This window comes from Maribacter sp. (genome assembly GCF_039974175.1).
Taxonomy (GTDB): domain Bacteria; phylum Bacteroidota; class Bacteroidia; order Flavobacteriales; family Flavobacteriaceae; genus Maribacter_C.
Genome location: NZ_JBDWJN010000009.1, coordinates 27,024 through 47,038 on the forward strand (window position 1 = coordinate 27,024; position 20,015 = coordinate 47,038).

The 20,015-nt window shown below is 39.5% G+C and carries 19 protein-coding genes; 4 read left to right on the forward strand and 15 right to left on the reverse strand.

Annotated features, from left to right (window positions below; all coding sequences use genetic code 11):
* Nucleotide 1 precedes the first annotated feature (1 nt).
* Nucleotides 2–496, forward strand: a complete 495-nt coding sequence (locus ABJN95_RS06595; protein ID WP_348369487.1) for a YciI family protein — start codon at nt 2–4, stop codon at nt 494–496.
* Here ABJN95_RS06595 and ABJN95_RS06600 read toward each other — a convergent pair whose 3' ends face one another.
* The 14 genes from ABJN95_RS06600 to ABJN95_RS06665 form a co-directional block, all read right to left on the reverse strand.
* Complete coding sequence (locus ABJN95_RS06600) at nt 497–892, reverse strand: hypothetical protein (protein ID WP_348369489.1); 396 nt, start codon at nt 890–892, stop codon at nt 497–499. It lies immediately after the preceding gene.
* A 7-nt stretch (nt 893–899) separates the two neighbouring features.
* Nucleotides 900–1,919 carry a phenylalanine--tRNA ligase subunit alpha gene (locus tag ABJN95_RS06605; protein ID WP_348369491.1) on the reverse strand — a complete coding sequence of 340 codons (1,020 nt, stop codon included), beginning with the start codon at nt 1,917–1,919 and terminating at the stop codon, nt 900–902.
* Nucleotides 1,920–2,033: 114 nt separating this feature from the next.
* Entirely contained in the window at nt 2,034–3,899 is a 1,866-nt protein-coding gene (locus ABJN95_RS06610; RefSeq protein ID WP_348369493.1) for a SulP family inorganic anion transporter, read from the reverse strand.
* A 106-nt stretch (nt 3,900–4,005) separates the two neighbouring features.
* Nucleotides 4,006–4,632: a carbonic anhydrase family protein gene (locus tag ABJN95_RS06615; RefSeq protein ID WP_348369495.1), complete on the reverse strand. Its 627-nt coding sequence runs from the start codon at nt 4,630–4,632 to the stop codon at nt 4,006–4,008.
* Nucleotides 4,633–4,677: 45 nt separating this feature from the next.
* Nucleotides 4,678–6,252, reverse strand: coding sequence for a SulP family inorganic anion transporter (locus ABJN95_RS06620; RefSeq protein ID WP_348369497.1), 1,575 nt, complete (start codon nt 6,250–6,252; stop codon nt 4,678–4,680).
* Nucleotides 6,253–6,321: 69 nt separating this feature from the next.
* The gene (locus tag ABJN95_RS06625) at nt 6,322–6,615 is read right to left on the reverse strand and encodes a hypothetical protein (RefSeq protein WP_348369499.1); all 294 of its coding nucleotides are present in this window, start codon (nt 6,613–6,615) and stop codon (nt 6,322–6,324) included.
* A gap of 62 nt (nt 6,616–6,677) precedes the next feature.
* The gene (locus ABJN95_RS06630) at nt 6,678–7,436 is read right to left on the reverse strand and encodes a tetratricopeptide repeat protein (protein ID WP_348369501.1); all 759 of its coding nucleotides are present in this window, start codon (nt 7,434–7,436) and stop codon (nt 6,678–6,680) included.
* A gap of 42 nt (nt 7,437–7,478) precedes the next feature.
* Nucleotides 7,479–9,257, reverse strand: a complete 1,779-nt coding sequence (locus tag ABJN95_RS06635) for a BatD family protein (RefSeq protein ID WP_348369503.1) — start codon at nt 9,255–9,257, stop codon at nt 7,479–7,481.
* 5 nt (nt 9,258–9,262) lie between these two features.
* Entirely contained in the window at nt 9,263–10,108 is an 846-nt protein-coding gene (locus tag ABJN95_RS06640) for a tetratricopeptide repeat protein (RefSeq protein WP_348369505.1), read from the reverse strand.
* A gap of 113 nt (nt 10,109–10,221) precedes the next feature.
* Entirely contained in the window at nt 10,222–11,265 is a 1,044-nt protein-coding gene (locus ABJN95_RS06645) for a VWA domain-containing protein (protein WP_348369506.1), read from the reverse strand.
* Between the two features lie 3 nt (nt 11,266–11,268).
* Nucleotides 11,269–12,267 (reverse strand): VWA domain-containing protein, encoded by a 999-nt coding sequence (locus ABJN95_RS06650; protein WP_348369508.1) that lies wholly within the window; start codon nt 12,265–12,267, stop codon nt 11,269–11,271.
* A complete protein-coding gene (locus ABJN95_RS06655; protein ID WP_348369510.1) occupies nt 12,267–13,928 on the reverse strand; it encodes a hypothetical protein in 1,662 nt (553 codons plus the stop codon). The genes ABJN95_RS06650 and ABJN95_RS06655 overlap by 1 nt, the downstream gene beginning before the upstream one ends.
* Nucleotides 13,929–13,930: 2 nt before the next feature.
* A complete protein-coding gene (locus ABJN95_RS06660) occupies nt 13,931–14,797 on the reverse strand; it encodes a DUF58 domain-containing protein (protein WP_348369512.1) in 867 nt (288 codons plus the stop codon).
* Nucleotides 14,798–14,870: 73 nt separating this feature from the next.
* Entirely contained in the window at nt 14,871–15,872 is a 1,002-nt protein-coding gene (locus ABJN95_RS06665; RefSeq protein WP_348369513.1) for a MoxR family ATPase, read from the reverse strand.
* 383 nt (nt 15,873–16,255) lie between these two features.
* On the opposite strand from ABJN95_RS06665, the gene ABJN95_RS06670 reads away from it, so the two are divergent.
* The 3 genes from ABJN95_RS06670 to ABJN95_RS06680 are packed head-to-tail and all read left to right on the forward strand — an operon-like array spanning nt 16,256 to nt 19,035.
* Entirely contained in the window at nt 16,256–17,131 is an 876-nt protein-coding gene (locus tag ABJN95_RS06670; RefSeq protein WP_348369515.1) for an aldo/keto reductase, read from the forward strand.
* A 15-nt stretch (nt 17,132–17,146) separates the two neighbouring features.
* Entirely contained in the window at nt 17,147–17,902 is a 756-nt protein-coding gene (locus tag ABJN95_RS06675; protein ID WP_348369517.1) for an SDR family NAD(P)-dependent oxidoreductase, read from the forward strand.
* Nucleotides 17,899–19,035 (forward strand): ATP-binding protein, encoded by a 1,137-nt coding sequence (locus ABJN95_RS06680; protein ID WP_348369519.1) that lies wholly within the window; start codon nt 17,899–17,901, stop codon nt 19,033–19,035. The genes ABJN95_RS06675 and ABJN95_RS06680 overlap by 4 nt, the downstream gene beginning before the upstream one ends.
* On the opposite strand, the gene ABJN95_RS06685 is transcribed toward ABJN95_RS06680, so the two are convergent.
* A complete protein-coding gene (locus ABJN95_RS06685; protein WP_348369520.1) occupies nt 19,032–20,000 on the reverse strand; it encodes a carbohydrate kinase in 969 nt (322 codons plus the stop codon). The two genes, ABJN95_RS06680 and ABJN95_RS06685, sit on opposite strands and share 4 nt — an antisense overlap.
* Between the last annotated feature and the right edge of the window lie 15 nt (nt 20,001–20,015).

Consider the following 20,015-nt stretch of genomic DNA (forward strand, 5'->3'; position numbering starts at 1 on the left):
TATGAAAAGAAATAGCATTATTATTATTGTTGCTCTTGTCTTGACCTGCTGTCAAGAAGGCGAAAAGCAGAAGGAAGTGATAACTGATATACTTCATGAAGAAGTGAAAACCGTTAAAAAACTCAAGGAAGAGTTGACGGCAAAAGGTTTTGAAATCTTTGATTATGTCGATGAGAAAACGAAAGACACCGTTTTAATGCAACAGTATTTTATAGCGTTCCTAAAAAAAGGGCCGAATCGTTCACAAAACAAAGAAGAGGCTGATAGCCTGCAAGCGCTACACATGGCACATTTGGGAAAAATGTATGATGAGGGCTATGCCGATATTTCAGGACCTTTTGGAGATGATGGTGACATTCGTGGAATTACGATATACAACACACCTACATTGGAAATTGCAGACAGTTTGGCTAATTCAGATCCAATGGTAAAGGCGGGTAGACTTGAGATTGAAATACACCCTTGGTGGGCGGCAAAAGGGTTTCCCTTACGCTGATTATTTAGCAAAAATTCCTTCTTTTTCAATTAGTGGAATTTCTAAAAGATTACTTTCATTTACCGTATTCTTTTCAAACAGAAAACGTCTTTCATAAATTTTGTTGTCGGCATAATAGGTGACAAAGAACTCATTATTCAGGGCAAGTACATCTTCTTGGATCAATTCTATTTTTGCGAACGATTTGGCATCAACCACTCCGATGCCATGCCGCATTAACGAAGTTTTTCTTTCGCCATCATATCCCTTTGATACAATCAAGACCATGTCAATTTGCGTGGTTCTATTGTTTATGATATAAGCGTTCCAGTCTTTAGATAAAAATTCATCGTTCCATTCATGAATGGCAGCGACATATACGTCTTTGGCGATTGGGATTTCAATGTCTTTTTTCACAGGAAGTTTATAGAGCGCTTCTGAATTGTTCCAAAAAGCGAACGTCATTTTCACTTAACAAGCGAATATCAGAGATTTGATGCAAGAGCAGCGCAATACGATCAATTCCCATACCAAAGGCAAAACCGGAATATGCTTCAGGATCAATACCGCAATTCGTAAGCACATTGGGGTCTACCATACCGCAACCCATAATTTCGAGCCAACCGGTTCCTTTGGTCATTCGATAATCAGTTTCGGTTTCTAGGCCCCAATACACATCGACTTCAGCACTAGGTTCGGTAAACGGAAAATACGAGGGTCGTAGGCGTATTTTAGACTTCCCAAATAGCTCCGTTGTGAAGAATTGCAACGTCTGTTTTAAATCGGCAAAGGAAACATTCTTATCGATATATAGGCCTTCCACCTGATGAAAGAAACAATGTGAACGCGCCGAAATGGCCTCATTCCGATATACCCTCCCCGGAGAAATCGTTCGAATCGGAGGCTTGTTATTTTCCATGTATCGTACCTGAACCGATGAAGTATGTGTTCGCAATAAGATATCCGGATTGGTTTGAATGAAAAATGTATCCTGCATATCGCGCGCAGGGTGGTACTCTGGTAAATTTAGGGCCGTAAAGTTATGCCAATCATCTTCGATTTCAGGCCCTTCGGAAACGTTGAAACCAATTCTTGAAAATATCTCAGTGATTTGATTTTTCACAATTGAAATGGGGTGTCTCGCACCAAGCTCGATAGGTTCACCAGGTCGTGTTAGGTCATCATAGATTCCCTTTTCCTCTGAGGCGTTTTCCAAGGAAGCTTTTAAAGCAGCTACTTTTTCAGTGGCAACCGTTTTTAGCTTGTTCACGGTTTGACCAAACTCTCTTTTTTGCTCGTTTGGAACATTGCGCAGCTCGCTGGCAAACTTCCCCATTAAACCTTTCTTACTTAAATATTTCACGCGAAATGCCTCCACGGCTTCTGGTGAATCTGCTGTAAACTGTTCAACTTCGGCAATATGTTCTTTTATCTTATCGATCATAGGAATCAACTAAAGCGACAAATTTAAAACTTTATAGGGAGTATGTGATTGGAAGCTCATAAAAAACCGCATTTCCAAATTTTAGACTGCGGCTCTATTGGCTAGTCACTATAGTTAAACGACGTCTTTCACATTTTCCTTGACCCATTTTAGGCAATCGCCAAAGTTTTTGAAAATATGTTCTTCAGGAATCAAATCGGGAATAATATCAATACGTTCCATCATATATCGGGGTTGCTTCAAAACGTCTACGAATAAGACCGTTACTTTATTTTGTGTCAACTCATGCAGAACTTCCTCCATAGCATATAGCCCTGATTGGTCCATATATGGTGTTCGCCCCAAGCGAATAATAGCAGCATCTGCATTGTCGGGTATTTGATCAGCCAAAGCCTGAAATTCAGTGGTAGAACCAAAAAACAAAGGCCCTTTAAGGTGTTTAATGAACACTTGATCACGAAGATTTTCGGGAAACGCCATTTCATCGTCCCAAGCTTCCTCTTCGGCCAAAGACTTGACATCAGAACGTTTTGCGGTAAGATCACCCATTTTTTTCATAAACATCAAGGAGGCAATAACTAATCCTACGCCAACCGCATAAACCAAATCCCATACCGATGATAATACGAGAACGACAAGCATAATAATAACCTCTGAGCTTAATCGAATGGGGCCTATTTTGACATCTTTAGGCATATTTGGTATCGCTTTAAGGCCTTTGTAATCCATAACGCCAATACCAACGGTTATTAAAATACCAGCTAACACAGCAGCAGGAATTTGTGAAGCGACTGGGGCCAACGAAAGCATAACAATAAGTAGAATAATACTCGCAATCATGCCAGATAACTTTGTTTTACCACCGGCGTTAATGTTCACTACCGTTCGAATAGTGGCGCCCGCTCCGGGAATTCCACCGAAAATAGCCGCAATACTGTTTCCAATACCTTGCCCTATTAATTCTTTGTTTGGTTTGTGTTTTGTTTTGGTCATGTTATCGGCAATGACCGATGTCAACAAGGAATCTATAGACCCTAGAAGTGCAAGTGCTAAAGCAGCTACCAAATAAGGCGAAATTGAATTGAGATCGATTTGGGTAAACATGTCGAAGTTGGGGGTGGGAAAGCTTGAAGGAATTTCTTCGATAGATTTATAGTTAAGATTAAACGCATAGGCCACCCCTGACACCAACAATAAGCCCACGAGTGTGCTTGGTATTGTGGTTGTAATGCGCTTGAAGCCATATATTATGATAATGGTTGCCAGTGCAAGAAGGAGTTCAAGCCATTGTATATTTTTTAAGGCTCGTGGTAGTATTTTAATGGTACCTATGACGCCCGAAGCCTCTTTTTGTGCTAGGGTTCTTGCTTCTTTAGTCAGACGTTGTACGTCGATTTCATTTTGCCTATCAACGGTGCCGATAAAATCTTGAATACCCAATACATCGTCACCTACCTCTTCTTTCAAAATATTTTTTAGAATTACTTCTTGTGCTTCTGGTTGAAATTGAGCGACATATTCGGCATCCTCTTTCGGATAATAACCAATTGCCGGAAGTAATTGAGTTACTAAAATGATAATACCAATTGCTGTCATGAATCCTGAAACTACCGGATAGGGTATATATTTTATATACATACCAATACCTGTTAGACCTAGCACAATTTGTATCAACCCTGCTACAAGAAAAACGATTAAAATTGTAGGGAGGGCTTGCGCCACACTTCCGTCATTAGCCGCAATAATTCCGGCAATGACCACCATACTTACGGCTGTCATGGGTGCCGTGGGGCCAGAGATTTGGGTGGGGGTTCCTCCAAAAAGAGCCGCGAAAAAACTAATAAAAATTGCTCCATATAACCCTGCACTAGGTCCGAGTCCTGAACTTACTCCAAAGGCAAGTGCTAATGGTAATGCGACGATACCGGCTGTAATACCGCCAAAGAGGTCACCACGAAGGTTAGAAAAGAGATTTTTCATAGGTAGTATTTAAGTGTATTTTTGATTCATTGAAAGGTACTATATTTTAATAAAAGAAAAAGCCAACGCGATAGCATTGGCTTTTCAGTACGGTTGCCGGTACAGCCTATAAAAAATTGACTTTACCGTTGCTGATATCATAAATAGCTCCCACTATTTTGATTTCACCTTTGTCTTCCATCTCCTTTAATACAGGGCTTAGACTCCGAGTGTCTTCAATGGTCAAAAGCACATTCTTATGTACAACCTCATTCACAAAATCGGTGTTTTTAGAATTTCTCTGACTGGGGTCTGAAGGTTCAGCTGTTGCTCTTACCGCAGGCTTAATTTTATGCAATAAGGTGGTTAAATTCCCCATTTTGGCATCGTCACAGGCGCCTTTGACTGCACCACATGCCGTGTGGCCTAGTATTACAAAGACCTTGGTTCCGGCTAATTTACAGGCAAATTCGACACTTCCTAGAAGGTCTTCGTTTACAATATTGCCAGCCACTCTCGCGCTAAAAATATCGCCAACACCTTGGTCAAAAACAAGTTCTGCAGATACTCTTGAATCGATACAGCTTAGCACTGTAGCAAAGGGAAACTGCCCAGAGGCGGTATCCTTAACTTGATCTAACAAATCACGAGAGGCTTTGTTGTTCTCTACGAACCTTTGGTTTCCCTCTTTCAAAAGTTGAATGGCTTTGTCAGGCGTAATTGCAGCCTGAGTTTCTTTCGTAAGTGCTTTCATATAATATAAGGTTTTAGGTCAAAAATTTAAGTGTTTGAATACCCACTAGTTTAATTTTGGGCGGAGTTTGAAAAACTCAATATAGCTCGGAGGGTTTTCAATTACCCCTCTTTCCGAAATCAATTTGATATCGATATTTCGTTGTTTGGCTTTATGTGCAAAGTCTTCAAGAATTTCAATAATATCATAGTCTAAATAACGTGTTTTGCGCACGTCTAACTCTAAATAAGAATTTTCAGGAAGGGCATCAAGCTCTTTTAAAATGGCGCCTTTGTTGATGAAGGTTACTTCTTCTGCCAAGGTCATTTTTACTTTTCCGTCTGTAGGATCATCATTCTCCTTGTGAAGAAAATGGGAGTTTTTATAGCTTTTATAGAGTACAATTACGATTCCTACAATCAAACCAAGGGCGAGACCTTTTAGTAGATCGGTAAGCACGATGCCTAATACAGTTACCATATACGGTACAAATTGTGTCCAGCCACCATCATACATCGCTTTAAAGGTAGACGGTTTAGCTAGTTTGTATCCAACTATAAAGAGTACCGCAGCTAGCACAGAAAGTGGAATCATTTGTAGCAGAAACGGAATTGCTGCTACCGAAGCTACTAGTAAAAAACCATGAACTATTGCTGAGATTTTGGTCTTACCACCCGATTGCACATTTGCAGACGAACGCACAATAACTTGTGTAATAGGTAAGCCACCAATAAAACCTGAGATTACGTTTCCAGCGCCTTGTGCAAGCAATTCCCTGTTGGTTGGAGTAACACGTTTATCTGGATCTAGTTTATCTGTAGCCTCAACACAGAGCAGTGTTTCAAGACTTGCAACTAGGGCAATAGTAAAAGCGGTAATTAAGACGGGTGTGGTAAATGCCTGACTCCAATCTGGAGTTACAAATTGTGTTAGCAAACCAGAAGTAGACCTATCTTCGCTTAAAGACACTAAATGCTGTTCTGCTATTCCATAATCTGTGCCTTGGGTGGTCAGGTAGTAAACGATACCAATGACAACAGCTACCAATGGTCCTTGAACTAACTCAAAGAATTTCCCTTTTTTAGATAGTACATTACCCCAGAGGATTAATATTGCCAATGCGATAAAACCAATAATGGTGGGACCTAAACTCGGATCTCCAATTGCATTTACGATTTCAGAAAATGTATTTTCACCATCAATTTGAAAGAAGGCAAAATCTCCTTCCGGATCTTCATCATCTCCTAAAAAGTGGGGTATCTGCTTTAAAATTATAATGATACCAATACCGGTAAGCATACCACGTATGACCGAACTTGGAAAATAATATCCGATGATTCCCAGTCGAGCAATACCAAAGATGATTTGAATTACCCCACCGATTACTACGGCTGAAAGAAATATCTGAAAACCAAGTTGGTCAATTGCGGCCAAAACAATAGCTGCAAGACCAGCTGCAGGGCCACTAACCCCAATATGTGATCCACTTATTGCTCCCACGAATATGCCGCCTACAATACCTGCTATTAATCCTGAAAATAAGGGGGCTCCACTCGCGAGCGCTATACCCAAACACAGGGGTAAAGCAACAAAAAACACAACGATACTTGCAGGCAAGTCGCTTTTTAAATATTTGAACATAAAACAATTGTTGTTAGGTCTTCAATATTGAAGATCGATTAGTTAATTAAATATGGGAATGGAAGGTAACTAGAAAATAAGTTCAGGAGGCGGGAGTAAAACAGCTATCGAAGCGCTGTAATCGCTTTCGATATGAAAACATGAAGTCAAGGCTTTTCCCCCTTCAAGCTGCGCCACATAAATGCGGTTAAAGTCGAGAAAAAAGTCTTTTTCTTTCGCTTCCTTTTTTTCTTCATTTTTTTCCTCCTCATTTAAATCTATTGAAATCACTTGCTCTTCAATATTTGCCAGCGTAATAACCGACGGGGCCAAAATAGCCGTTGCTAATAAGGTTGCTAAAATGATGAGGACTGATGACTTCATAAGTATTATGAAATGAAACGCGAATATAATGTTAAAAATATCATATTTCTGTTAATGAAGTTTTAAAAATCTTTCAACAGTTTTATGCTTTCTGAGGTCAACCAACCCGTTTGTCCGTCTGCGATACGAATTTTTTTGTAGTCTTTCAGCTCTTCCAATACCTTAAGCTTTGTACCCTCGTGTAAAGTAAAAACAGCTTGGCTTCTCTCATTGGGCTCCGAAGTAACTTTCACTTCATTGTCAAAGACGATAGCTGGCTGATCTGCCTTGAAGTCAGCATATTGTAGAAAAGCAAAAACAACCGAAATCACGGCCAAAAGTATTGATATCATACTTACAATAAAGGCAACTCGTTTATGTGTCGCAAATTTCAAGTAATAGAAGCAGATGTACAGTACGACAAACAGTATCATAAATGCAACTGCCGCATACCCCCATTGGTCAAAAGACAAGAAACCCGTTATGTCTTTGTAAATCTTCGATAAACCCGTTTCTGGCATGGTCTCAATTGCATCTAAGGTCATATTTTGAGCGTACGCCAAGTTGTTTTTTATTTCAGCATCATTTGGTTTTAGTAAAAGCGCTTTTTCATAATAGTAAATGCTCGGCGCTACTTGATTTAATTTATAATACGAATTACCCAAATTAAAGTATAGCGCTGCAGAGTGCTGCCCTGATGCTATAATCTCAAGGTAGTTTTCTATTGCTTTGTTGTAATCACCTTCGTTATAAGCATCTGTAGCCCTGCTAAACAAAGCGTCGTTTTGGGCTGAGATTGTGAACCCCACTAGCAATGCGAATAGAAATGCAATTTTTTTCATGTTTAAGTCTAACATCTAGACGCTATTTTCTTGATTCTCTTTTTACAATTGTTTGTCTAAATACGAAATTACTTCACTGGCTTTGTCATAATCTTGTTGCATTTGAACATCTGAAAACGGACTGTAACGCGCCATTTCACAATTTTTAAGTAGAGCAACAAATCCGTCTTTGGTGCCTTCGTCTACCTGTTTTTCAATTAGTAAGGTGGCAATTTTGTCTTTACTGAATTCCGAGGTTTCTATTTTCAATTTTGCCTTTAAATAGTTGTGTAAACCTTTTTCCAAGGCAATGTAAAACGCTTCTTTGTTGCCCAAAGCCTTTTTGGAGGCTGAGAGATATTTTCTGGCTAATTTATTGGCTCTTCTAATTTTATTTCCTGCAACATCGCTGGCTATCGCATCGCGTTTTTTTCCAAAAATGATGGCCGAAGGAATTAAAAGCAAGGGCAATAACAACCAAAGATAAAAACGCGTAGAGCCTAGAAAATACCTAGTGCCAATGTTGGTTAAATTAGGTTTTAATTTAATGAAGTTGAACTGGTCGCCAGTGGCTATTACGGTTTGTCGATTTCCTAAGGGAGAGCTTGTACTTCTTCCATCTGCACTGGTTGGTCCTTCTAGAACGTTGATAAGAATTTCATCGGAAGAGAGTGTTTTATAACTACCTTCCTTAGGATCGAAATAACTAAAAGAAATAGGTTGAATTGGATATTTTCCACGAAACGACGGAACTATGGTATAGCTATTGGCCACTTTCCCTTGCATTCCTGATAAGGTAGTCCTTACTTTTTCATCGAACTCCGGTTCATAAACTTCCAACGAACCAGGAAGGTTTGGCTCAGGCAACTGGAACAATTTCAAATTCCCCTTTCCACTAACTTCGACTCTTGCTTGCAACGATTCAGAAGCATTCAAACTGGTTTTGCTAGCCGTTACCGAAAAATCAAAATTTCCGACAGCACCGCTGAAATCTGCTGGCTTTCCTTGAATCGGCAAACTTTTTACGTTAATGGTTCGTTTTCCTGCGGATACAGTTTTATTGGTTTGAGAATAAATTCGACCACCGAAAAAATCACGTTTACTGGTAGGAACATCAACCGTAACATCCAATGAAAGTGGCTCGATATCTAGTTTTCCAGATTTCTGAGGATAGAGCACAACCCGCTTTAAAATGACATAGCGATATTGCTTGCCCTTGTAGGTGCCATTTTTGGCATTTCTGACCGAAACGGGAATATCTTGACTCCAGAAATTATTGTATTTCGGATTGTCTAAAGGGCGATAATTGGATACACTTATAGACGGACTCACATAAAGCTTATAAACCACACTAATAGCCTCATTCATATAAGGGTTAGTCTTGGAAACTTCTGCTACCAAATGTAGGCTCTCATCAGCAACATCATCAACCGTTTTCTGGCTGTTGGGCTTATCAACAGCAGCAGTAACTTCAATTTGTTTTGCAAGCGACTTATAGGTTTTTCCAGCGATTACAATAGATGCTTGCTTAAGGGTAAATTTACCGCGGGCCGTAGGAGCTAATGTATAGGAATAGGTCTTAGAATAACTACGTACTCCGTTTACCCAAGAAGAACTAATCGATTGTGAAGGGCCCATTAAAACTCGAAAACCTGAAAAATCTGGGGGGTTAAAATCGTCACCATCTTTGTTCATGGTGAAATCAACGCGGAGCCGTTCATTGATACCTAATTTTTCTTTGCTTACCAACATTTCAAAAGTCACCTCTTCTGCGTCTTGCGCTTTTGATAAAAAAGCGAGCAACAACAAGGGTGTTATTAGTATGTATTTTTTAAGCATCATGGGTATTACCAATCTTTTTCGTTTTTGACTTTAACCCCTTTAACTTTTTGGGCGTCAATTTTCTGCTGTACTTTTTTTTCCTCGTTCTGCATGGCTTCTAGCAAATTTTGAATTTGCTGTTTCGATAGTTGATTGGGTCTAGGCTGTTTTTGTTCTCCTTCTTTTTGATCTTCAGGCTTCTTTTCTTCTTTTTCTTTTTGATCGCCCTCACCTTCCTTGTTATCCTCTTTCTCTTCATCACCTTTATCGCCTTGGTCCTTCTCGTCTTGATCCTTATTGTCTTTATTATCGTCGTCGCCCTCGTTTTTGTCTTTATTCTCGTTCTCCTTCTTATCTTGGTCTTTGCTGTCTTTATTCTCGTCGTTTTTGTCGTTCTTCTGCTCGTCTTGTTGTTTTTTCAATAGCTCTTTTGCCAATGCCAGATTGTACCGCGTTTCCTCATCAGTTGGGTCATTGCGCAGTGCTTCTTTATAGGCTTCGACTGCTTTTTCATATTCTTTGCGCTTCATAAAAACATTACCCATGTTATGGTAGGCTTTGTGTTTACTGTTTTTATCGGTTGCTGTTTCGCCTGCTTCCTTAAAACGTCCAAAAGCCTCGCTATAAGTTTCTTTATTATAATATGCGTTACCTAAATTGTAAGGGGCTGCCACATTCTCATCACTTTTGGCAATTGCCTTTCTATAATCTACTTCGGCATCTATAAACTTCGATTCAGATAGCGATTTATTGGCATCCCAAGTTAGATTTGTGGAAGCTTCTAAAGCCTTGGTCTTTTCTTTTTCCTCATCTTGGGCATAGGTAAGGCATCCTAGAAATAGGAAAATATATGCTATGACTACCTTTTTCATATGTGACATGTTTTTCAAAGAAGAAAATGAATGGAATAGCGTAAAGAAAAACAGGCTTTTGCAGCAACGTATTTCATCTTTTCTCTTTTTCCCCTGTTCCTTTCTCTATGTAATCAACTTCTTTTTTCGTTAAACAAATTCAACTTTCGCAACCATTGCGTTTTTCTATCTAAAACAAAGACGTCTAAAAATAGCAATAATAGGCCTCCGCCCAAAAACCACTGAAACTGGTCTTTATACTCTGCAAATTGTTTGGCCTCGAATTCTGTTTTATCCATTTGATTGAGCTGTTCTTTGATATATTCTACAGCATCGTCGGTATTCGTGCCATCAATATATTCTCCGTCTCCATCGTCAGCAATATCTCGAAGAACCTCCTCATTCAACTTGGTAATGACGACTTCTCCCTGTGCATCTTTTTTCAAACTTTCAACAACCCCTTTTCTTTTTATGGGGATAGGGGCTCCTTTCTCCTTTCCCACACCAATGGTGAAGATTCTAATTCCTTCCTCTCTGGCAGCTTCAACAGCTTTTAAAGTATTTCCTTCAGAATGGTCTTCCCCATCTGATATAATGAACAATACTCGGTTTGTTTGATCTTCATCGTCATAGTAAGTAGTTGCCAATTCAATAGCTTGATCGATAGCTGTTCCTTGTGAGGTTAGCATGTCGGTATTCATACTTTGCAAGAACATCTTCGCCGCCCCATAGTCGGTAGTGATGGGAAGTTGCGGAAAAGCCTGTCCGGCATAGGCGATGATTCCAATGCGATCACTCGCCAATTGGTTAATAATTTCTGAAACCAGTCGTTTTGACTTTTCTAGGCGGTTGGGCGCAATGTCCTCCGCTAGCATACTTTTAGAAACATCAACCGCAAAAACGATATCAACACCTTCCCGTTTTACCGTCTCTAATTTTGTGCCAATTTTAGGGTTGACCAATCCGAGTGTTAAAAATGCCAGCCCGAACAGTAATAAAATCAACTTTAAACTGGCTTTATAATCTGATTTATCAGGGGTAAGTTGCTTTAGCAACGAAAGATTGGCAAACTTTTTCTGAGTCCGCTTTTTCCAGATTTGTAGCAGTATGAAAAGGACCATCAATACAGGAATGATGCCCAGTAAATAAAAATATATTTTCTCGTCTAACTGAATCATAATCTATATAAAACTTCGGAACAACGTACTCCTTAAGATCCATTCTAAGATCAAAAATGCCCCTGCTAAAAGTACCCAGGGCCGAAATTTTTCTTCGTATCTGGTGTATCTGAACTCCTCGATTTCTGTTTTCTCCAATTTGTTGATTTCGTCATAAATCTCTTCGAGCTTTTCATTGTTGGTTGCCCTAAAATATTTTCCTCCTGTTACTTTCGCAATATCTTGCAACAAAACTTCATCAATTTCCACTTGGCGCATGCCATATCTAAACGACCCATCTGCATTGTAAGCGACGGGAGATAGTGCATTTCCATTAGTTCCAAGACCTATGGTGTAGGTCTTAATATCGAATTCAATCGCTAGATCTGCTGCCGTTTGGGGTTCAATAAAGCCAGAATTGTTGACTCCGTCCGTTAATAAAATGATAATCTTACTAATAGCCTTGCTTTCTTTAAGGCGGTTTACAGAAGTAGCTAGGCCCATTCCGATGGCCGTACCGTCATTCAATTGCCCGTATGTAATTTCTCTTAATGCGCTTAAAACAATTGATTTATCGCTTGTAATCGGAGTTTTTGTATAACCCTCACCTGCATAAGCGACCAATCCGATTCTGTCATTTGGACGTTTTCTAATAAAATCTGCGGCTACCTTTTTCAAGGCCGACAAGCGGTTTGGTTTCAAATCGCGGGCCAACATACTCGATGATACATCAATAGCCATAACAATATCTATTCCTTTGGTGGTTTTGGTTCTTGTAGATACATCTTTGGTTTGTGGTCTAGCCATGGCGACAATTATAGCGCCCAATGCAAACAAGCGTAATAGGAATAAAAGTGGTTTTAGTCTTGGAAGAAATCCTTGCGAAGAGAAGCCTTTAATACTTGATATTTTAAGAGACGGAATTTGCTCTTTGCGTTTAAAAAAATACCATAGTGCGGCCATCGGAAGCAGGAATAGCAACCAAAAAAAATCTGGATTCGCAAATTGGATATCTCTAAACATTATACATCTGTTTTAACTTCGAGGCTTGTTAAAATTCGGTCAACTATTTCTTGGGCATAAGTATCATCTTCCAACCACGAAAGAATTACTTGTTGTTGAAAACCTTTACCACCAAACATAATAAAGGTATATTTTCCGCGAACAAGTTCATCAGATTCCGGAACCGCGAACTTACCACTTCCGAATACCTTAATTCCTGAGACGCCAGAGATGGTTGTAAATTCTTCTTGCTTAGTGATAATGTTTTTTGCCCCCTTCTGCTCAAATTGCTTGATGCCAGCCTCAATGGATTGTTCAAATTCAGGTTCTTGCTCAGGGTTCGCTAGGGTAGTTGAAGATGAGGCTATGGTAAAAAGCCCTTCAGAGCTTCGATAAGTAAACATTTGTAGCTCTTTGATATTGGCTTGCGCTTCGGGCGGAAGTTTGAATTCTTGACGGACCAAAACTTGGGGTGTTTCTAAAATAATAGGCGGGTAACCGTATGAACTTCTTACCCATTCGCCTTCTAAAAGTGCTTTGGTAGGGTGACCGAAAATGGTGTCCTTGGTATATTGAAAACCATAATAAGCAGTTGCTGCAACGGCCGATATCAATAAGAACCCGGCCAAGCTTACGGCCGCAATAACGATTCGTTTTTTCTGTTTTTTGCGTTCTAATTCTTCAAGATATTCAGCTTGCTGCATTAGCTCCTCTTCTGTGGGCTCGGGCAGCGCATCATGTGTTTTTACAACGATTTGTTCTATCGATTTTCGGTCCTGTTCGGCCACCGAAGTCTCTGGTTTTGATTTGGCGAATTTTACCAAATCGGCAGTTTGCAAAATTCTTTTGAATTGGGAAATCGTGTCTTTATCAAGCTCCAATTCTCCAGAATCGGTCATTAATTCTAACTTATCGATCAACTGATCAGTAGTGCTTTCCAGAGCGGAAACATGAACATCTTCTTCCAAATAGGAACGCACAATATCGGTTAATTCGGAATAGTATTTTTTGTATTCGTCTTGAATGAGGTATTTGGAATTTTCAAGTTTTTTCAACTCTAGTAAAGCACGGTCATATGGAGCAAGTAAGGCCTCTTTCTCTTCTTCCGTTAAGGGTTTTTTGCGTAATACGAACCAATACAGCAATCCTCCTAAAACCGCTAGTGCCAACAACACCCCAAGCACTATTTTCCACCAGCCCGAGTGGCTTTTTTCTACGGAAATCAAATCTTTGATGTCGTACATTTTTTGGTTGATAGTGTCAACAGCAACCGTTGCCACATCGATTCGCAATGAATCTGTATAAAAACCTTGCCCGTTAATGTCAATAAACTGTTTCGGTAATTTGTAAGAACCCGAATCAAACTGTGTAAGCGCGTATGATTTTTCTAGCAGTAGCCGGTCTTTTTTTCGTGTGGTGTCTGTCTTGAATGACTCAACGGTTTCCAAGGGGGAAAACGTCTGGCCCTCAGGAAATATTACATTGGCAGTAGTATCAACATCTACGGTAACTGTCCATATAATTTGCTCACCGATTTTGATAAATGTGGTGTCGACTTCAGAAGTAACCGTAGGGGAGGTTTGGGCATATCCTACGAAAGCAAAACAAAGTAAGAGCAACAGAAAAACACGCTTCCTTAGCGTGTCACTCGTAACTCTTAATGCATAAGTCTTAACTATCATTATTATCCTCTTCGCTTAAAGTAACCCAGTAACTTTCTCACATAACTTTCATCTACACGGCAATCAAGAACGCCAGAACCCGATTTGGTAAAAGTTTCTTTGAAATAATCAACTCTCTCGCGATGGTATTTGGCGTAAGCATTTCTAACCCTTTTAGATTTTGTGTTTACGAGTTGAATCGTTCCCGTTTCAAAATCCTGCATTTGAACCACTCCTAAGTTGGGGATTGATTCTTCACGTTCGTCGTAAACACGAATACCGGTAACATCGTGTTTATTACCAATTATTTTCATCGTACGCTCATAATCTTCGGCAATAAAATCAGAAAGGACGAATACAATTGCCTTCTTCTTCATCACGTTGGTCAGATACTTCAAGGCACCTGCGATATCGGTTTTGTTGCTTTTTGGTTTAAATTCCAATAGTTCACGAATTATGCGCAGCACATGACTTTTTCCCTTTTTCGGTGGAATGAAAAGTTCTACCTCATCAGAGAATAGAATTAGCCCCGCTTTATCGTTATTTTGAAGTGCTGAAAAAGCCAAAGTAGCAGATATCTCCGTAATGATTTCTTTTTTGAACTGATTGGAAGTTCCGAAGAGTTCTGAACCACTAACATCAACCATCAACATCATGGTGAGTTCGCGTTCTTCTTCAAAAACTTTTACAAAAGGTTCATTATAGCGTGCAGTAACATTCCAATCGATACTGCGCACGTCATCACCAAACTGATACTGCCGAACCTCACTAAAAGTCATTCCACGGCCCTTAAAAGTAGAGTGGTACTCCCCACCAAAAATATGGTCGGAAAGACGGCGCGTCTTTATCTCGATTTTACGAACTTTCTTAAGTAATTCTTTGGTATCCATGGGTATTTAAAGTGTAAAGCTCAAAATTCAGAGGATTAACCTTGAACCTTCTAACCTTAAACCTCGAACCTTTTTAAGGTACTTCGATCTCGTTTACTATCTTGTTGATAATCTCTTCTGAAGTGATATTTTCCGCCTCCGCTTCATAGGTTATACCTATTCTATGTCGCAGCACATCATGCACAACAGCACGAACATCTTCAGGTACAACATAACCTCTTCTTTTGATAAACGCATAACACTTGGCAGCTGTACCTAGATTAATACTTCCACGTGGGGAAGCTCCAAAACTAATTAGCGGCTTTAGATGTTCAAGATTATACTTTTCAGGATAACGGGTGGCGAAAATCAAGTCCAATATGTATTTTTCTATTTTTTCATCCATGTATACGTCGCGGACGGCCTGTTGCGCACTAAGAATTTGCTTCAAGGTTACCACCGGCTTTACCTCATCATAGTTTCCCAAAAGGTTTTGTCGCATAATTAACTGCTCTTCATTCATTTTAGGGTAATCAATAACAGTTTTTAGCATGAATCGGTCTACTTGTGCTTCTGGCAATGGATAGGTGCCCTCTTGTTCTACAGGGTTTTGCGTTGCCATAACTAAAAACGGCCTATCTAAAATAAAAGTTTCATCACCAATGGTAACTTGCTTTTCCTGCATCGCTTCAAGCAAAGCAGATTGTACTTTAGCAGGGGCACGGTTAATCTCATCAGCTAAAACAAAGTTGGCAAAAATAGGTCCTTTTTTAATAGAAAAGTCATTGACTTTCATATTGTATATCATCGTACCTACAACATCAGCCGGTAAAAGATCAGGCGTAAATTGAATACGGCTGAAGTCACCTTTCACTGCTTTTGAAAGCGTGTTGATTGCTAACGTTTTTGCAAGACCAGGCACGCCTTCCAATAGGATATGTCCTTGACCCAAGAGCCCGATAAGCAATCGTTCGACCATATGTTTTTGGCCTACAATAACCTTGTTTATCTCTAGCATCAATAAATCGATAAAAGCGCTTTCTTGCTCTATTTTTTCGTTTACTGCACTAATGTCAACAGTAGTATTTTCTTCCATATATTCTTTTAAAATTTCGGTACTGGTTGGTTTATATATTAATGGTGGTGCAAATTGAAAATTTATTCACTGAGTAGCTGTTAACGATTGGTTAAAAAATTGTTCAAGGCCCTATTTTTATGAAGTTTTTAAGTGATTTCTAGCCCATCGACTACCTGCCCGACCTTATCCTTCAGGTGGGCACTCATGATGACCATCAATAACGTTTAAAATATACTTTCCAAATTGACAAACATGCTGTTGATTCAACTTTGCTTTTTTAACCATTCAAGAATAGATTTGTCTTTAACCGTTCTGGCGAAAGATAGGAAAAAATCAGGAAGCTTGAAATCAATGAATTCCTACCTAAAATTGACATAATTATTTTTTAATTTCACCAACCTATGCAAAACAAAAAAAAATTTTCAAAGATTATCGCTGGTACAATGACTTGGGGTAGCTGGGGGAAGAATTTTTCACGCCAAGAAATGACAGCGCTTATGCGCTATTGTGTGCAGGAGGGTATTACTACCTTTGACCATGCCGATATTTATGGGGGATATTCAACCGAAGCAGCTTTTGGTAAAGCTTATGTCGAAAGTGAAGTAAACAGAGATGAGATTCAGTTGATCACAAAATGTGGTATTCAAATGGTGGATGAGTCCAGATCAAATAGGGTAAAGCATTATGACTATTCTAAGGAATATATAGTCTGGTCAGCAGAACAATCGCTAAAAAACCTAAAAACAGACTATATAGATCTTTTTCTACTACATAGGCCAAGTCCATTGATGCAAGCTGAACCTATCGCTGAAGCTATTTCAACGCTTTTGGAGGGGGGTAAAATCAAATCGTTTGGAGTATCCAACTTTAGTCCTGCACAAATAGCATTCCTAGAGGCCGCTGTTCCTGTTGCTGGAAATCAAGTGGAGTTTTCCTTGACCGCAAATCAGGTTATGTATGATGGTTCTTTAGATGATTGCTCGGCAAGAGATCGAATGGCAATGTCATGGAGTCCGCTGGGATCTTATTTTCGAGAAGATACATCGCAAACCAAGCGTATTCAACAAGCTATGGAACCGATGCTTATAAAATATAATGCTACTTCTGATCAGTTACTTTTGGCTTGGGTATTAAAACATCCGGCGAAGGTATATCCAGTAGTGGGCACATCATCAAGAAAACGCTTAAGCGCATCGATGGAAGCCACCAAGATAGACTTAGAATTGGAAGATTGGTTTGTATTATTAGAAGCAAGTACAGGGCATGAAGTTCCATAATAGAAATTTAACAAGATGAATAAAACAGCATTAATAACAGGAGCTACAAGTGGAATTGGAAAGGCTACGGCAGAACTATTTGCTGAGCACGGCATGCATTTAATTCTCTGTGGAAGAAGGCAGAAACGGTTAGATGAACTTCGTATTACACTTGGTGCGAAAACAAAAATCTACACTCTGAATTTTGACGTTAGAGATAAAGCGGCGGTTGCAAATGCCATAGATTCTTTACCTGATGAATTTTCAAATATTGATATTCTGATTAACAATGCCGGAAACGCCCATGGTCTAGATACTATTGATGAAGGAAACCTAGAAGATTGGGACGCCATGCTAGACATCAATGTGAAGGGATTGCTATATATTTCAAAAGCTATTATTCCACAAATGGTGTCAAAAAAAGCTGGACACATTATCAATATTGGATCCACTGCAGGTAAGGAAGTATATCCTAGGGGGAATGTGTACTGCGCTAGTAAACATGCGGTAGATGCCATAAACCAGGGTATGCGTATCGATTTGAATGCCCATGGAATTCGGGTAGGTGCGGTTAATCCGGGTTTAGTTGAAACGGAGTTTAGCAATGTTCGTTTTAAAGGCGATGAAGCGCGAGCCGATACCGTTTACAAAGGTTTTCAAGCCTTGCTAGCAGAAGATATAGCCGATATTATTCATTTTGTGGTTACCCGGCGCCGGCATGTAAATATCGCAGATTTGGTGGTTATGCCAACGGCTCAGGCATCATCTACAATAATCAATAAAAAACTATGATAAATAAACGCCTTTTGGTCAAAAACCTGCTCGCGCACAATGACGAGAACAGTTTTTATGACAAAAAGCGTTTTATAGCCATTGGGCAAAAAGAGGGTAAAGCCAAGTTTTTGAAACATGTTTGCGCCTTGGCGAACAGCAATCCGAAAAACAACTCTTTCATAGTTGTTGGTGTTGAAGATGAGGATAACAAAATTGTAGGAGTTGACTTTTTTGATGATAGTAAGATTCAAAACCTCGTAAATGCGTATTTGGAAAATGCCCCTTTGATTTCGTACGAAAACATTCCATTTCCGCATCTTGCGGAGGGTAGAGTAGTCGGGTTGGTTACGATTAAGTCTAATGGAAAAGTATGCGCTCTGCGCAAGAATATTTGGAAATACTACGGAGGCATGGTTTTCTTTCGTGAAGGAAGCATTAGTATGCCAAAGGCCTATGATATCGAACTGAAGGATATTAATAGTGATGCCGTTGCCACGATAGAACTCCACGCCCGAAACAATATTCAATTGACATTAGATGGCGTAATTGACTTTATTAATAACAGGCATCGAGATTTAGAGAGTAGTTATAAAGTCTTTAAAGAGCAGTTTGTGGTTTGCTGGGCTGGAAATCAAAAGAAGGTTAAGGGTGATATCTATTTTTCTAGAGTTGATATTGAGTTGATCAATGAGCAGGTCAAGCTGTTTTATTCTGCCTTAGATGAAGTTACTATATGTTATGATGAACATTCCTTTACAACAAAAGAATATGTACAACTGGGTTTAGGGGGTAAGCAGAAATACTATCCATTGGAAAAAGTGGTCATTACTTTTTCTGATAATGGCACCTATCAAATTCAAAGTGATTTGATTTTTGAACCACCTCAATACGATAAGAAAACATTACATCATATATTGAATTCGAACAACGCACTATTGCGAAAATTGGAGAAAAAAATCGCGCTGAATAGATCTGAACTTGCCGATTTGAAACACCTTCCAGATACGTATTTAATCTGTTATTTGAATGGATTCGAAGATGCTAAAGAGCAAATGGAAAATGCGAGAACACTTCTTAAAAAGCAGGATAAAACGATTTATCAAACCCTTAAAGAGTCATTGCGCATTTTGAGAAAGGTAAAATATAATTAAAGGTGAGGTTCGGAAGAATCGAAAACAGCTTCTCGTGATGGTAATGAAGGGATAGCTCCGTAATTTGTGGTGGTTATTGCCCCTGCTTTATTGGCATTTCCGACCATTTTCACCAAAAGATCTGTGTTTTCCAATATTTCGTATGGGTTTTGAAGACTAGCTATTTGCTGCAACAAACAACCGATAAATGCATCGCCTGCCCCTGTCGTATCTACGGGTTTTACGGCAATACTTGCGACAGTTTCTTTGAATTCGGGAGTACTGACAAAAGTACCTTCGCCACCGAGCGTAATGGCAATGATTTTTGCACCTACCTCATGAAGAAAATCACTGGCCTCATAAAGATCTGACTTTCCTGAAAGCAGTGCTGCCTCTTCTTGACTGAACTTGCACAAATGTGCTTTTTCAACAAATGGCATACACTTTTTTACAAACGATTCCTCTTCATCGCGCCACAGATCACCCCGAAAGTTGGGATCAAAACTAATAAACGTACCTTGGGTAAGCGCATCGAAAAAGTAACGCCCGTATGCTTTTTCTAAGTCACCGCCCAGTAAAGCTGTTGCGGCCCCTAGATGAACTATGCTATCTTTAAAATCGTTTTTTAAAGACGAATCATACACCAGTTCTCTATCAGCACCTCTACTAAACACAAAATCACGCTCACCATCTTCTGCCAAAGAAACAAATGCAAGTGTTGTAAAGGTTTTAGACCGCTGAGCTAATGAAATATCGACTTTATTTTCCTCTAAAACATCAAGTAAAAAGTCTCCAAAAGGATCGTTACCCACGCAGCCAACAAACTTGCTTTTACCACCCAATTTGGCAATGGCACAAGCTACATTTGCCGGTGCCCCGCCTGCTTTTTTGGTAAATTCCATTGCTTTTGAAAGGTTGTTGCCTTGTTTTTCTGCTACAAAGTCAATTAGAAGTTCACCAATGCAATACACATTCCGCATGCTCATGTCAATTATTTAGAT

What these genes read in the sequence shown, in the direction of transcription:
- ABJN95_RS06625 (WP_348369499.1), bottom strand. Translation starts at nt 6,615, where the DNA reads ATGAAGTCATCAGTCCTCATCATTTTAGCAACCTTATTAGCAACGGCT.
- ABJN95_RS06615 (WP_348369495.1), bottom strand. Translation starts at nt 4,632, where the DNA reads ATGAAAGCACTTACGAAAGAAACTCAGGCTGCAATTACGCCTGACAAA.
- ABJN95_RS06610 (WP_348369493.1), bottom strand. Translation starts at nt 3,899, where the DNA reads ATGAAAAATCTCTTTTCTAACCTTCGTGGTGACCTCTTTGGCGGTATT.
- ABJN95_RS06675 (WP_348369517.1), top strand. Translation starts at nt 17,147, where the DNA reads ATGAATAAAACAGCATTAATAACAGGAGCTACAAGTGGAATTGGAAAG.
- ABJN95_RS06635 (WP_348369503.1), bottom strand. Translation starts at nt 9,257, where the DNA reads ATGATGCTTAAAAAATACATACTAATAACACCCTTGTTGTTGCTCGCT.
- ABJN95_RS06670 (WP_348369515.1), top strand. Translation starts at nt 16,256, where the DNA reads ATGCAAAACAAAAAAAAATTTTCAAAGATTATCGCTGGTACAATGACT.
- ABJN95_RS06655 (WP_348369510.1), bottom strand. Translation starts at nt 13,928, where the DNA reads ATGATAGTTAAGACTTATGCATTAAGAGTTACGAGTGACACGCTAAGG.
- ABJN95_RS06630 (WP_348369501.1), bottom strand. Translation starts at nt 7,436, where the DNA reads ATGAAAAAAATTGCATTTCTATTCGCATTGCTAGTGGGGTTCACAATC.
- ABJN95_RS06595 (WP_348369487.1), top strand. Translation starts at nt 2, where the DNA reads ATGAAAAGAAATAGCATTATTATTATTGTTGCTCTTGTCTTGACCTGC.
- ABJN95_RS06665 (WP_348369513.1), bottom strand. Translation starts at nt 15,872, where the DNA reads ATGGAAGAAAATACTACTGTTGACATTAGTGCAGTAAACGAAAAAATA.
- ABJN95_RS06660 (WP_348369512.1), bottom strand. Translation starts at nt 14,797, where the DNA reads ATGGATACCAAAGAATTACTTAAGAAAGTTCGTAAAATCGAGATAAAG.
- ABJN95_RS06680 (WP_348369519.1), top strand. Translation starts at nt 17,899, where the DNA reads ATGATAAATAAACGCCTTTTGGTCAAAAACCTGCTCGCGCACAATGAC.
- ABJN95_RS06645 (WP_348369506.1), bottom strand. Translation starts at nt 11,265, where the DNA reads ATGATTCAGTTAGACGAGAAAATATATTTTTATTTACTGGGCATCATT.
- ABJN95_RS06620 (WP_348369497.1), bottom strand. Translation starts at nt 6,252, where the DNA reads ATGTTCAAATATTTAAAAAGCGACTTGCCTGCAAGTATCGTTGTGTTT.
- ABJN95_RS06650 (WP_348369508.1), bottom strand. Translation starts at nt 12,267, where the DNA reads ATGTTTAGAGATATCCAATTTGCGAATCCAGATTTTTTTTGGTTGCTA.
- ABJN95_RS06605 (WP_348369491.1), bottom strand. Translation starts at nt 1,919, where the DNA reads ATGATCGATAAGATAAAAGAACATATTGCCGAAGTTGAACAGTTTACA.
- ABJN95_RS06640 (WP_348369505.1), bottom strand. Translation starts at nt 10,108, where the DNA reads ATGAAAAAGGTAGTCATAGCATATATTTTCCTATTTCTAGGATGCCTT.
- ABJN95_RS06685 (WP_348369520.1), bottom strand. Translation starts at nt 20,000, where the DNA reads ATGAGCATGCGGAATGTGTATTGCATTGGTGAACTTCTAATTGACTTT.